Origin of the sequence: Gemmata sp. SH-PL17 (genome assembly GCF_001610855.1) — a bacterium.
GTDB lineage: Bacteria > Planctomycetota > Planctomycetia > Gemmatales > Gemmataceae > Gemmata > Gemmata massiliana.
The window spans coordinates 3471785-3485186 of the sequence record NZ_CP011271.1; the positions used below are offsets into that span (position 1 = coordinate 3471785).

Annotated in this window: 10 protein-coding genes and 2 pseudogenes; 5 read left to right on the forward strand and 7 right to left on the reverse strand. The window is 66.9% G+C overall.

What is annotated here, in order from left to right; all coding sequences use genetic code 11:
* Positions 1-33 precede the first annotated feature (33 nt).
* From VT84_RS14540 to VT84_RS14550, 3 genes are read left to right on the forward strand one after another with little or no spacing between them, the layout of a single operon-like run.
* Entirely contained in the window at positions 34-1587 is a 1554-nt protein-coding gene (locus VT84_RS14540; RefSeq protein WP_052557843.1) for a DUF1549 and DUF1553 domain-containing protein, read from the forward strand.
* A 51-nt stretch (positions 1588-1638) separates the two neighbouring features.
* On the forward strand, positions 1639-2940 hold the full coding sequence (locus tag VT84_RS14545; protein WP_052557842.1) for a DUF1501 domain-containing protein: 1302 nt from the start codon (positions 1639-1641) through the stop codon (positions 2938-2940).
* Positions 2937-4556: an EF-hand domain-containing protein gene (locus VT84_RS14550; protein ID WP_157469504.1), complete on the forward strand. Its 1620-nt coding sequence runs from the start codon at positions 2937-2939 to the stop codon at positions 4554-4556. The genes VT84_RS14545 and VT84_RS14550 overlap by 4 nt, the downstream gene beginning before the upstream one ends.
* Before the next feature lie 176 nt (positions 4557-4732).
* Here VT84_RS14550 and VT84_RS14555 read toward each other — a convergent pair whose 3' ends face one another.
* From VT84_RS14555 to VT84_RS14570, 4 genes are read right to left on the reverse strand one after another with little or no spacing between them, the layout of a single operon-like run.
* Entirely contained in the window at positions 4733-6286 is a 1554-nt protein-coding gene (locus VT84_RS14555) for a B12-binding domain-containing radical SAM protein (RefSeq protein WP_157469505.1), read from the reverse strand.
* Positions 6283-7131 (reverse strand): sterol desaturase family protein, encoded by an 849-nt coding sequence (locus VT84_RS14560; protein ID WP_082840057.1) that lies wholly within the window; start codon positions 7129-7131, stop codon positions 6283-6285. The genes VT84_RS14555 and VT84_RS14560 overlap by 4 nt, the downstream gene beginning before the upstream one ends.
* Positions 7132-7162: 31 nt before the next feature.
* On the reverse strand, positions 7163-8761 hold the full coding sequence (locus VT84_RS14565) for a serine/threonine-protein kinase (RefSeq protein ID WP_082840058.1): 1599 nt from the start codon (positions 8759-8761) through the stop codon (positions 7163-7165).
* A complete protein-coding gene (locus tag VT84_RS14570) occupies positions 8758-9324 on the reverse strand; it encodes a sigma-70 family RNA polymerase sigma factor (protein WP_052557837.1) in 567 nt (188 codons plus the stop codon). The genes VT84_RS14565 and VT84_RS14570 overlap by 4 nt, the downstream gene beginning before the upstream one ends.
* Before the next feature lie 248 nt (positions 9325-9572).
* On the opposite strand from VT84_RS14570, the gene VT84_RS14575 reads away from it, so the two are divergent.
* Together VT84_RS14575 and VT84_RS14580 are read left to right on the forward strand one after the other, a co-directional pair.
* Positions 9573-9989 (forward strand): organic hydroperoxide resistance protein, encoded by a 417-nt coding sequence (locus VT84_RS14575; protein ID WP_052557835.1) that lies wholly within the window; start codon positions 9573-9575, stop codon positions 9987-9989.
* A gap of 69 nt (positions 9990-10058) precedes the next feature.
* Positions 10059-10699: pseudogene (locus VT84_RS14580) on the forward strand (SDR family NAD(P)-dependent oxidoreductase); the annotation flags it as partial.
* 98 nt (positions 10700-10797) lie between these two features.
* Here VT84_RS14580 and VT84_RS14585 read toward each other — a convergent pair.
* From VT84_RS14585 to VT84_RS14590, 3 genes and pseudogenes are all read right to left on the reverse strand, one after another.
* Positions 10798-12486: a serine/threonine-protein kinase gene (locus VT84_RS14585; RefSeq protein ID WP_239465839.1), complete on the reverse strand. Its 1689-nt coding sequence runs from the start codon at positions 12484-12486 to the stop codon at positions 10798-10800.
* A 74-nt stretch (positions 12487-12560) separates the two neighbouring features.
* Positions 12561-12707 (reverse strand): annotated as a pseudogene (locus VT84_RS42250) (GYF domain-containing protein); the annotation flags it as partial.
* A gap of 50 nt (positions 12708-12757) precedes the next feature.
* Positions 12758-13402, reverse strand: a complete 645-nt coding sequence (locus VT84_RS14590) for a peroxiredoxin family protein (protein WP_082840060.1) — start codon at positions 13400-13402, stop codon at positions 12758-12760.

Genomic DNA, 13402 nt, shown 5'->3' on the forward strand with positions numbered 1-13402 from the left:
CGGCGAAGCGAAGCGGATTCCTGGAGGCCCCAAATGGCATTACGTTTCCCGCTCGGTGCTCTAATTCTCGTGGTCGCTCCGGGGATCACGAGTGCGGCGCCGCCCGACCCGGCGGCGCTGGCCGCGCGCGTCGACAAGCACTTGGCCACGGGATGGGCCGGTGCGAACACGAAGCCCGCGGATACGGCCGACGACGCGACGTTCGTGCGCCGCGTGTACCTCGATCTGGTCGGGCGCATCCCGACCGTGGCCGAAGCGCGGGCGTTCATTGAAGACAAAGCGACCGACAAGCGCGCGAAGTTGATCGACAAGTTGGTCGCGTCGGGCGGGTACACCCGGCACGCGGCGACGTTCTGGCGCCGGATCTGGATTCCGCAAGCCGACACGCCGCAGTTCGCCCGGCTCGCCGACGGGTTCGAGGAGTGGCTCGCCGCGCGCCTCGCAGAGGACGCCCGGTACGACGCCATCGTGCGCGAGTTGCTCGTCGCCCCGACCGCCCAGCGCCCCCGGCGCGGGTACCGGCCCGAGGGCGGACAGGCGGCGCAAACGTTCTTTACGGCCAGCGAGTCGAAGCCCGAAAATCTCGCGGCGAACACGGCCCGGGCGTTTCTGGGCGTGAACCTCGATTGTGCCCAGTGCCACGATCACCCGTTCGCCAAATGGACCCGCGAGCAGTTCTGGGAAACGGCGGCGTTCTTCACGCCCCCGGTCCCGGCCGCGGACGGCAAACCGGTCCGGCTCGAACTCGCGATTCCGGGCACGAAGCGGAGCGTGACCGCGGCCGTTCTGACCGGCACGCCCCGCACGATGCCGGCCGAACTCAGCCCGACCAGCGGGTCGAAGGTGCTGGCCGATTGGGTGACCGAGAAGGACAACCCTTTCTTTGCGAAGAACGCCGTGAACCGCTTGTGGGCCGACCTGTTCGGTACCGGGTTAGTGGAGCCGCTCGACGACCTCGGTGGCGAGAACGCGCCCAGTCACCCGGAACTGCTCGACGACCTCGGCCGGGCGTTCGCCGACAGCAATTATGATCTGAAGTATCTCACGAAGGCCCTTGTGCTTACGAAGGCGTATCAGCTTTCCTCGGTGGCTCCCGCGGGCCGCTCAAGTAGTTCTGACGCGAAATTGTTCGCGCGGATGCCGGTTCGCGGGCTGACGGGCGAGCAACTCTATGACAGCTTGCGGGTCGCGTCGGGGTTACCGGTCGAGCGCGACGACCTCGATCCCCTGAACGCGCTGCGCGAGCGCAAGAGCTTCGCCGCGCAGTTCCACACCGAGCGCGCTGCGACCGCCCAGCGGTCGATCATTCAGTCGCTCGCGCTGATGAACGGTTCGACCACTCGCGCCCTGACGGACCCTACGAAGACGCCCGCGTTGGCTGCGACCGCCGACGCACCGTTCCTCGATACCCGAGGCAAAGTCGAAGCACTGTTCCTCGCCGCTTTGGGGCGCAAACCGACCGAGCGAGAACTCGCGGGGTTCGTGAAGCACGTCGAGAGCGGCGGGTCGCACAAGAATGCGTCGAAAGCGCTCGCGGACGTGTTCTGGGCGCTCCTCAACAGCGGCGAGTTCAACACCAACCATTGACGGAAGCAGGCGGACGAACGATCCGATACCCATTCACTTTGGAGAAGTGCTATGCCTTCGCTTCACGGTCCGAGTTCCGCTCTCCCGCTCTCGCGCCGCGACTGGTTGCGGGGTGCAGCGGGCGTCGTTGGTGGCTCCATGTCGGGGTGGCTGGCGCCGTTCGCGGCCCGCGCCGCGGCGAACCCCGCGCGCAAGAAATCCGTCATCGTGCTGTGGATGAACGGCGGGCCGGCCACCATCGATATGTGGGATCTGAAGACCGGTCACAAGAACGGCGGGCCGTTCAAGGAGATCGAAGCGGCCCCCGGGGTGAAGATCAGCGAGCACCTGCCGAAGCTCGCGAAACTGGGCAAGGAACTCGCGGTCGTGCGGTCGGTCACGAGTAAGGAGGGGGACCACGGTCGGGCCACGTTCTTCGCGCGCACCGGGTACAACCCCGTCGGCGCGATCCAGTTTCCCGCCCTTGGATCTGTCGTAGCGCACGAACTCCCACGCGAAGGAAACGACCTCCCCGGGTTTGTGAGCATCGCACCGCGGCGGTTCGCGGGCGAGATCGGTGGTGGGTTCCTCGGGCCGAAGTTCGCGCCGCTCGTTGTGGGTGAGGGCGCGGTCGGTCCGGACGGGCTGAAGGTGCCGAACCTCGAACGTCTCGCGGGCGTGACCGATGCTGCGGCAACTGACCGACTGAAACTCCTCGAAGGGCTGGAAGAGAAGTACGGCGAGGGGCGCGGAGGGGCGGTCATTGAGAACATCCAGGCGTCCACCGCGAGCGCGGTGCGCCTCATGCGCCCGGAAGCCGCGGCCGCATTCAAGCTCGATGAAGAAAAGGACAAGACGCGCGAAACTTACGGCCGCAACCTGTTCGGTCAGGGCTGTTTGCTCGCCCGGCGCCTGGTCGAGCGCGGGGTGGCATGCGTCGAGGTCACGCTCGACGGGTGGGACACGCACACCAACAACTTCGAGCAAGTGAAGGGGCTGTCGGGCACTCTGGACGCTGCGTTCGGAACGCTGATCGCCGACCTGAAGGACCGCGGGTTACTCGACAGCACGATCGTCGTGTGCATGGGCGAGTTCGGGCGCACGCCGAAGATCAACGGCGGGAACGGACGCGACCACTGGCCCGCGTCATGGGCCGCGGTGATGGCCGGGGGTGGGATTAAGGGTGGGCAGGTGATCGGTAAGACGAGCGCGGACGGTACGGCCGTCGAGGGGAACGAGGTCAAAGTTCCGGACCTGATCGCGACCGTGTGCAAGGCGACCGGGCTCGATCCGACCAAGCAGAACATGTCGAACGTCGGGCGCCCGATCCGGCTCGCCGACCCGTCCGCCAAGCCGATCGAGGGACTGCTGTGAGAACTACGCTGATTGCAGGGTGCGTTCTCGTGGTCGCGTGCGGGTTCGCGCCCTTTGTGATGGGTGCGGACCCCGCGCCGAAATCGCCCGCGCGCTCGGAGTCGCTGGAACTCGTCGTCGTGAGCGAGGCTCGGCTCACCCGGATCGAGTTGCGCATCGAGTTGGACGGACGATCCGCATCCGCCACCTGGAACGAAACGTTCGACAAGCTCTTCGCGTACTACGACCGCAACGGCGACGGCGCGCTCGACGAGAAAGAGGCCGCGCAGCTCCCGTCGCCGTTCGCGCTCCGGCAACTCCTCTGGGGTCAGTCCACACCGTACTCCGGACGCCCGGCTGTATTCAAGGAGCTCGACACCGACGGTGACAACCGGGTGTCAAAAGCCGAACTCGTCGGCTATTTTCAGCGCGGCGGGATCGGGCACCCGCTCGTCGGCGTGGGGCGACCTCAATCAACGGCCGCTCTGACGGCCGCGCTGCTCAAGGGGCTCGACACGGACAACAACGGCACCGTCAGCGAGGCCGAGTGGAAGGCAGCGGCTGATGCGCTGCGCAAGCTCGATCGCAACGATGACGAGCTAATCGGTCCCGGTGAACTCGTGCCGAAGATCGGGTACCCGGGCACCCTCGGCGCGATTCTCCTGGCGCCGCCGACTGCGAGCGAGAAGCCGGTTCCGGAACTCGACGGGCTACCGGTCATCGTTCTGCCGGCGGACCTCGGAGACACGCACTGGGCGAGCGTCGTGGTGGGCCGACGCGACCGCGACAAGGACGGCAAGCTCGACTCGAAAGAAGCGGGGCTGCCGGTCGATGTGTTCGCCGCGTTGGACGCCAAACGTAGCAGGAAGCTCACCCCTGCGGAACTGGCCGCATGGCGCAAGGAGGAACCGACCGCTCGCCACACGATCCGGCTCGGCAAACTGGAAACGGGGCGGCCCGCGGTGGAGCGGACCGGCGCATCGTTCGAGACGGGCCAGTTGCGAATCGACGTGCGCCCCGATCCGGGGAAGATGCCGGAACTGGTCGCGGTCACCCGCAAGCGGTACCTCGATCGCTTCACCGACGCGGACGCCAACGCCGACGGGTTCGTTGAAGAGAGCGAGATCGCAAAGCGGAACCAGTCCGAGTTACGGCAACTCCTGCCCGCGGCCGACCGCGACGGGGACGGCAAATTGAGCCGGGCGGAACTCGTCGCGTGGCTCGATTTGCAGGACCAGATCACGGCGGGGCACGCGCTCCTCACGGTTCTCGACCACGGCGCGGGGCTGTTCGAGTTACTCGACGTCGACCACGACGGCTCACTATCGGTTCCCGAATTGCGAGGGGCATGGGACCGCGTGAAGGGGGCCGGGTGCATCGCTTCGGACGGCCGATTCGATGCGGGGAAGCTCCCGCGCCAGCTCATTTTGACCGTGAGCCGCGGGCACCCGGTCAACCCGCTGGGATCGACCCGGCGCGACGGCCCGGCGTGGTTCAAGGCGATGGACCGCAACGGCGACGGCTTCGTGTCGCGCCGCGAGTTCACGGGAACGGCCGAGCTGTTCGAGAAGCTCGATCTGGACAAGGACGGGTTGCTCAGCCCCGAAGAGGCCAAGCGAGCCGAGATAAAGAAGTGACTTTTCGGGCCTCTGACCTGTGCCACCAAACATAAGACCAATCGCACTAATACGGTCTCGTTTTGATTGCCTTCTGTAGCCGGCCTCTGCGAGGCCGGGACGTCCGCGGTTTGTGGCTCCCCGGCCTCGCAGAGGCCGGCTACAGAAGATAACTCATCAGCACGATTCGGTATAATTCAGCGCGGCCCCTTCGCCTCGATCAATTCAAGGCCCGCTACATTTGCCGCCCGACCGACGGGGCCGAGAACTGGGGTTCGGTCCGCGCGTGGGAACAGGCTCGCGTACCGCCCGAGCCGGTTCTCGACGTGACGCTGGTAGAACTCCGGTACCGGCACCCGTTCGCCTTCGTGAAACGCGCGGAACTCGCGGTCCGCTTCGAGCAACCGGAGGATGGCGCGCGTTTCGGCCGCCTGTTCGCGGAACGAGAGCGTCTGCACCGCGTGCGCGAAGCGGATCGCGAACGGGGCCGCGTGCGCGACCCGGCGAGCCAGCGCCGCCCACGACGTGATTGCGGTCTGGATGCGTACCAAGTGCCGGTAGAACGTGACCGGGTCGTAGTGTCGCAGGGTGCTCACGAGGTACGGCGCGCAGTAGCACGCCAGCGGCATTCCCGTCAAAACGCGCCCGTCCGCCCGGTACCGGTCGAACAGCGGGGTCGCGCCGTAGGGCGTCGGAACGTTCACGTTCGGCCACACGAACGGCAGGCGCCGGACGAAATCGATGGTCAGTTCGACCGGCTCGGCCCCGCGGTCGGCGTCGGTGCCGAACAGGAAATTCGCCTGGAGCCCCGGTACAAACCGCCGCAGCGCGCGGAACCGCTCGGCCACGAAATCGAGTTTGGCCGCGCCCTGCTTTTCCCCCGCGAGTGACTTGTTGCCGAAATCGAACCACGATTCCACCCCCGGCGCGACGTACAGGCAGTTGGTCCGCGCCAGCCGCGGTAGCCGATCGTCCCGGAGGACCGAGAGCGAGCACTCCATCACGTACCGGTTCGGTCGCTCCCCGTCTCGTTCCATCACGTCCATCGTTTCGTCGAACCGGACCGCGAAGTTCGGGTCGTGGAACGCGACGATGGCGCGCCGGTCCCGGTGGCGCACGAACGCCAGGTCCGCGGCCAGGTCGTCGGCCGGTAGAGGGGCGTACCGCGAGTTCCACTCGGTGCAGAACTCGCACGTGTACGGGCACCCCAGGCTACTGAACACGGCCACCACGTTGAACCCGAACCGGCGCCCCGGGCGGAACCCGGCGGTCACGATGTCCGGGAACCGCTCGGCCACCCCGGGCAGCGCACGCGGCCGCCGACCCGACACGAACGCCGGCGGATCGAACCGGTGGGCCAGGATATCGCTGACGAGTTCCTCGTCGCACTCCCCGACCACGATGTCGAAGAACCGCAGCGCGTCGGCCGGGAAGCACTTCGCGTGCGGGCCGCCGAGCACCGTTCGCACGCCGCGCCCGCGGTAGTACCGGGCCAGCGCATAAGCCAGCCCGCTCGCCTGCGTCGTCGCCGAGATAAAGACGATGTGGAGGTCGTCGGGGAGCAGCCGCACCGGGTCGGACTGACCGTAGTAGGTCGCGTAATGGGTGCGGTGCCCGCGGCGCCGGCACCACGCGGCGACCACTTGGGGCATGACGCTGTAGAGCACCTTCCGCATGGCGACCGCGATCGTGTGCCCGTGCCACTCCGGGGGCACCGTGTACGCGATCAGCTCGATGACGCCGACGTTCATTCTTCACCGCCTGCTGGCTCGTATTGCCGGCGCACTCGGAAGGGGTACGCGAGCAGTCCCAAAAAGCTGCCCGGCGCCCGCTCGTTCTTAAGGCCGTACACCCGCGGGCGCCGGCACTCGGGCATGTACTTCGTGCCGAACAGCCGGTCCCACAGCACGAAGATGCCGGCGAAGTTCGTGTCCAGCGCTTCCGGTTCCGAGCTGTGGTGCCAGTGGTGGTACACGGGGCTGACGATGACGTGCTTCAGCGGTCCCCACGTCCACGGCACGTCGGCGTGCGTCACCACCACGAACACCACAACGACCGGCACCGCGCACAGCACCGCGGCCGGCGCGAACCCGAGCAGCACCAGCGGCACCGCCTGGCACACCCGCGACACGACATCATTGACCGGATGGAACCGCATCGCCGACAACCAGTCCAGGTGCTCGGAGCTGTGGTGCACCGCGTGGAACGGCCACATCTGCGTCGTGTGGAACAGCCGGTGCGTCCAGTAGAAGATGAAATCGCACAGGACGAGCATTTCGAGCGCCTGGAGCCACAGCGGTTGTCGGCCGACCGGTCCCCACCCGGCGCCCGAGGTGAAGTCCAGTTCGCGCCCGCTCCGGGCCATCACCCACGACACCACTGCGGTCACGGCGGCGAACGTGATCGCCTTTCCAACGGCCGGGGTGAACACCCAGAACAGAAGGTCGGTTCGCAGCCCGGTGCGGGATCGGGTGTGGCCCCGATGGAACCACTCGGCCGGTCCGAGGATCACCGCGAACGCGCCGAACCCGAGGGCGGCGGACAGGGCCGTGGGCCAGATCGCCCACTGCGTGAACAGGGGCCACAAGGGACTCATTTCACCCGCCTCCGGTCCCAGTTGAGCGCCCTCACGCTCGGTCCTCGCGCAGCGCGCTCAACTGGAACCCGGTCAACAAGCAGCACGCCGCGATCAGTCCGGCGTAGATGAGCGGCGCGGCATACGGGAACACGCCCATTACGACCGCGGTGCCGGCCCAGGCCAACCCGAGCAGGTACTGGCGCCCCGCGAACAGGCTGCCCATCACCACGAACGCCAAGGCGTTGAGCCCGGCGCCCCCGATATACCCGGCCTCGATCCCGCGCGAGAGGTCGGCGCCGGCCGCCAGCCGGCTGCCGATCATCACGGCCGCGCATGCGGTCGTCTGCCCGACCCAGATCGACCACAGGTGGAACCGGGCCGGGTTGTACCGCTCTCGGGCGCACCAGCGCTCGCGCGCTAGTAGCACAAACAGTGAGACATTGGGCGTGAACAGGGCCACCCACACCCACACTTCGGAGGCCCCCGCGCACAGCAGAGCGAAGACCCCTACGTTCGTCCCCAGGACCAGTGCGGCCTGCCCGACGAGTCCCGGCGCGAGGGCGCGGAAATCGCCCGCGGCCCGGGCCTCGCGGAGCAACCGGGACGCGCGCCCGAGCGGCCCGAGCGGGCGCGCTAGCGGCGGCAGCGCCAGGCGGAACCGTTCTAGGTCGGCGGCGATATCGGCGGCGGTGGCGTACCGGTCGCCCGGTTCTTTCGCCAAACACTTCATGCAGATCGCGCTCAGGTCCGGGTCGATGCGCGGGTTCAGTTGGTCGGGCGGGACCGGGGCCGCGAGCCGCACCCGGTCGAGGACCACAGCGAGCGTCGGTCCGTATGCCGGCGGGCGCCCGGTGAGCAGTTCGTAAAGGATCGCGCCGACGCCGAACACGTCGGTGGCGACGGTGAACTCGCCGTTCAGTTGCTCCGGGGCCATGTACGCCGGGGTGCCCGCGACGCGCCGGTCCGTTTCAGCGGTCCGGTCGAGGGGCACCGCTAGCCCGAAGTCGGCGACCACCGGTTCGCCCTTGTCGTCGAGCAGCACGTTCGCGGGCTTCAGGTCGCGGTGCAACAGTCCGTGTCGGTGCGCGTGGTGGACCGCGCCGGCAATCTTCTCCACTACCACTGCGGCGCGGCGCGGTTGGCGGGCGAATTCCGCGCGGTCGGCCAGCGTCCCACCGGGGTACCAGTCCATCGTGAAGAACGGCGTCCCGCCCCCGCGCGACACTTCGAGAATGCGAACGATGTTGGGGTGCCGGAGCCGCGCCATCGCCTCGGCCTCGGTGCGGAACCGCGCCCGGTCACCGGTGCCGGCCCGCAGCAGTACCTTCACGGCCACCTCGCGTGGCAGGTTCAATTGCCGCGCTCGGTACACGGTGCCCATGTTTCCGCCGATTCGTTCCAGCAGTTCGTACTCGCCGAGAACGCGCTCGTCGGTCGTGAGGTCGGGTTCCCGTACTCGACCACGGAACACGCGCAGCCCGGCCGCGGCCCCGTCGTCGAGGAACTCGCGCAGTTCCGCAGCGAGGTCCGGGTACCGGGCCAGCCAGTCGGCCACCGACAGCGGGTGCCCGCTGTCGCGTGCTTCCAGGTACTCGGCCACGGCCGCGCCCACCCGGTCCTCCGCCGGATCGAAGGTATCGGTGTTCACGCCAGATCCTCCGGGGCGGCCAGTAGCGCGCTGAGCCGGCGCTTCCCGCGGAACAGTAACCCACCCACCCCCCGAGTGGTGCGCCCGAGCCGCGTGGCGGTTTCGGCCAGAGGGAGTTCGAGGATGTAGTGAGCGATCACGGCGTCCCGCTCGGCCTCCGGCAACCGGTCCAGGGCCGCGGCCAGACAGAGCAGCTCTTCTTTGCGCACGGCTTGGGCGCTCGGCCCCGGTTCCGTGGCCGTCAGGTACGCACCCAGCGGAGTCTCGTCGTCGTCGACCGCATCGCATAAGGTGCGCTCGAGCCCCGGGTCGCGCTTCGCCGCGCTGTGCTCGCGCACCAGGTCGATAACTGTGTGCGCGACGACCTTCTGGAGCCAGCCGACGAATTCCGCTTCGCTCCGGCCGCGCACCTGATCGATCCCCTTAAACGCACGCAGTAGTGATTCCTGCACCACGTCCGACGAGTCGAACCGGGCGCGGTACAGGCGCCCCAACTGGAGCTGCCGGACGTGCAGGCGCAGCAGCGGGCGGTAGCGGTCGAGTTCGGTCCCGGTGTCGATCACGGGCGCACCTTTGGGGGTTCACATGGGATACCGCCAACAATGACACCCGGGTGCGGTGCGGAAGGCAACCGGCAACAAACCGAATTGCGCTCCTCTTTTACAAGCAGGCGGAATCGGGCGCGAAATGACTCGCGAAATAATCCGAGCGCGGGAGTCGGGCGGAGAATCTTGAAATTGGTTGCAAGATGAAACTGGATGGCCAGTATGTTCGGTTAGTTACGAACGCACCACTCGAAAAGGAGCCAGTCATGTCCGCAACCGAAAAAGTGCTCTATACCGCGAGAACTCACACCACCGGCGGCCGAGACGGGGCGGCCCGCAGCTCGGACGGTCGACTCGACATCAAACTCACGTCCCCCGGCACCGCGGGCACCGGGACCAACCCGGAGCAACTGCTCGCTGCCGGGTGGTCGGCCTGCTTCATCGGAGCTTTGGGGCTGGCGGCCTCCAAGTTGAAGGTCACCCTCCCGCCCGACCGGGCCGTCGATGCCGAAGTGGACCTGGCCACGGCAGATGGTGGGTACTTCCTGCGGGCGCGTCTCAATGTTAGCCTGCCGGGTGTGGACCGCGAGGTCGCGAAGGAACTGGTCGAAGCCGCCCACCAGACGTGCCCGTACTCCAAAGCTACTCGCGGTAACATCGCTGTCGAAATCAACGTTGTGTAAGCAGGATCGACGTGCCCGCTTCATGCGGGTACGTCTCGCTGTCCGAGATCCACTTCAAGGAGATTCGCCATGAGCACCGAACGCAAAGTCGCCGTCATCACCGGCGCGTCACAGGGGATCGGCGCCGGGCTGGTTCGCGGGTTCCTCGATCGCGGGTACCGGGTTGTCGCGAATTCTCGGTCGATCAAGCCCGACGCTTCGGCGGACGTGCTCGCTGTCGCGGGCGATATTGCCGACCCTGCCGTTGCCGACCGCGTGATCGCTGAGGCGGTCGCGAAGTTCGGCCGGGTGGATAGCTTGATTAACAACGCCGGGATGTTCATCGCCAAGCCGTTCACCGAATACACGCAGGAGGATTTCGCCACCAAGATTTCGCTGAACTTGGCCGGGTTCTTCTACGTGAGCCAGCGGGCCGTCCGACAGATGCTCGCGCAGGGGAAAGGTGGCCACGTCGTGAACGTCACGACGACCCTCGTGGGCCAACCCGTGAAGGGCATACCGTCGGCGCTGGCGTCGCTTACCAAGGGCGGGCTGGACGCGGTCACGCGGTCACTGGCGATCGAGTACGCGGATAAGGGGATTCGCGTGAACGCGGTGGCACCGGGCGTCATCGAAACGCCGATGCACAAGCCGAGACGCACGCTTTTCTCGCCGGTCTGCACCCGGTGGGGCGCATGGGCACGGTGCAGGAAGTGGTTGATGCGGTGCTGTACCTGGAATCGGCCGGATTCGTGACTGGTGAGACGTTACACGTCGACGGCGGCGCGCACGCCGGTCACTGGTAGCCCAATGCGATGAACCGTCCGATCTATTTCTGCTCCACCAGTTCTTCGATCCCCGCCGATTCGATGCGAACGAAGCCACTTTTGACTTCGACGCGGAGCTCAGTCGTTCGCAAGCCCTCGGCGGGAGTGCTACCGAGTAACTGACGGTTGAACCACGCCGTCAGCGTGCCGCCCGCGCGCTCGTACCTCAGTTGCATGTACGGTGGGAGCCCCTCATCCATTCGATCCTTTGCGGTCGGTAGGGCAACTTTATTCCCGACCGACTCGAACGCCCCGTTCGGTCCGGCGCGCTTGCCGAACGCAACTCCGGTGGCGTGGTCCAGGCGCACGAGCCACTGAACTGTAGAGCCCTCGGTGGTGGCGAGTACCAAATCAACGGCTGGCGCGTCGTGCGGACAGAGGTCGAGCATCGCGTTGAAGTTCGCGAGTTCCGGTAACGCGCGGGTCAACGTTCCGCGCCCGGTCAGAACGTTTTTCTTCTCGGCGTCCGGTTCAATGTTCAGGATTCTTCCGTTCCAGGGGAGCACCGTTTGGCCGTCGAACAGTGCGTGGTGAACTCCGGCGGTGTAAGTCGCGGCCGGCGCCGGTTGTGCCGGTGCGGTTCCCGGGGCGCGGGTGAACGCGCCGGCCAGGGTCGCGATCCCAACCGCGATTCCGAGAAGGAGCGCACCGGCTATTCCCACGACGACCCTGCGCTTGCGCTTCGGGGTTGAGGGAACGAGTGCAATGTCGGGGCTGGAAGCGGGGCGCGGGGCCACGGCCGAGAAACCGGTCGCGCTGAACGCGCCGTCGAGACAGGGCAGGGTATCAATGCGCGCGATCAGCTCTCGGTAACTGGCCGGCCGGTCCTTGGGGTCGGGCGCCATCAGCGCGGCCACGAGGTCCGCCGTCGGCTCGGAAATCGGCGCGGTCAGGCGCGGGAGCGGCCCGACTTTCTGAGCCATCACGTCGAAAACGGTTTGGCCGTCGAACGGAACCCGGCCCGTGAGAACGTGAAATACCGTTACACCCAGTGAATACATGTCGGCCAGTGCGTCGACCGGTCCGCCGCGGAACTGTTCCGGTGCCATGTACACGGGTGTGCCGATGATGAGCCCCGCGCTCGTTTGCGAGGGCTCGGTTTCGTCCGGCCCGCGCTGCGTGAGTGCGAGCCCGAAATCGGTTACTTTCACCATTGGTACGCCGGCCGGGAGCGTGAACCCCGTTGGTGGCGGCACCAGGAACAGGTTCGCCGGTTTCACGTCGCGGTGAATTACGCCGTGACGGGCCGCGTGGTCGAGTGCGGCGGCCGTCTGGCGCGCTACGAGCCACGCGGTGCGCTCGTCGAGCGGGCCGTCGCGTGCGAGGCGCTGGCTCAGATCCTCGCCGTCGAGCAGCTCCATCGCGAAGAACGCGCGTCCCTCCGTGTGTCCGCAGTCGTACACGGCGACGATGTTCGGGTGCTGCAACCGGGCCAGTGACACCGCTTCCTGCTCGAACCGGGCGATCACGTCGTCGGTGGTCCCGCGCGCCATCAGCACTGTTTTCAGCGCGACCACGCGGTTCAGCTTCTTCTGCACGGCGCGGTACACGATCCCGCACGCGCCGGTGCCGAGCGTACCCTGTAACTCGTACCCCGGAACGGAATCGAGTGGCGCGAACGCTTGATCTTCACTCGAAGAATCCAGCAGTTCGCTCGACGCGGACACGACCGTCTCGATGAGCGGGCGCACCGGCGCGGAGTCCGCGAGAAGGGGAGGGGAGGGGCAACGATCGTAACGAGTTGCGGGAATGCCAGCCCGGGGACGGTTTCCGCCGCGATCCACGTCCGCCGGTCCCGGCTGACGCGGTCGGCCGGCCGCAGCGCGCCCGCTACGGCCCGGCGGCGCAGCTCGTCCTCGGAGAAGGGACCGTCCGTTCGCCCGCTCGCGTCGATGTACCACTCGTTCGCCATGCGAGAATGTTACCCACCAGGTCCGTCGGTCGGGTTCGTGTGCGGCTATTTCATTTCTTGCCGTTCAACTTGTCCAGGCGGTCGAGGAGCGACTGGACCGAGGGCCGGTCCGTGGTGTCCTCGCCGACGAACGCGAATATCGCGTTCCCCTTCTTGTCCAGAATGTACGTCGAGGGCTTCGCGAGATCGCCCTTAATGCCGAGTGCGTTGACCGCTTTCAAGTCAGTATCGAGGAGTAGCGCGAACGGCACGCTCGGGTTCCCGCCCTCGCCGTCCACCTTTCCGTCGTGAAGGAATTGCGGCAACTTGTCCTTCGGGCCGGGGAACACCATCAGGATTTCTGCGTTGCGCTTCTTGAACTCGTCGTGGTTGGCGGTCAGCGCGTTCACTTGAGCGAGACACCCGGGGCAGAACAGCCCGCCGGGGTACCGGGGCATACCCTTCACCACGACCAGCACGACGTTCGACTTCCCGCGGAACGAGGTGAGATCGACCTCTTTCCCGTTGGTGTCAACGAACTGGAGCGGCATTTGCTCGCCGGACACGGTTCGGTTCGATTCCTTGCTGTGGAACCGTCCCGCGACTGCTTTTAGGTCCGGGGAACCGTACCCCGGTGAGGGCAGGTCCGACGACCCGCCGCACCCGGCCAGCGCAACGAGGAGTGCGAACAATCCGGTGGCGGTGAGGTAGCGCAT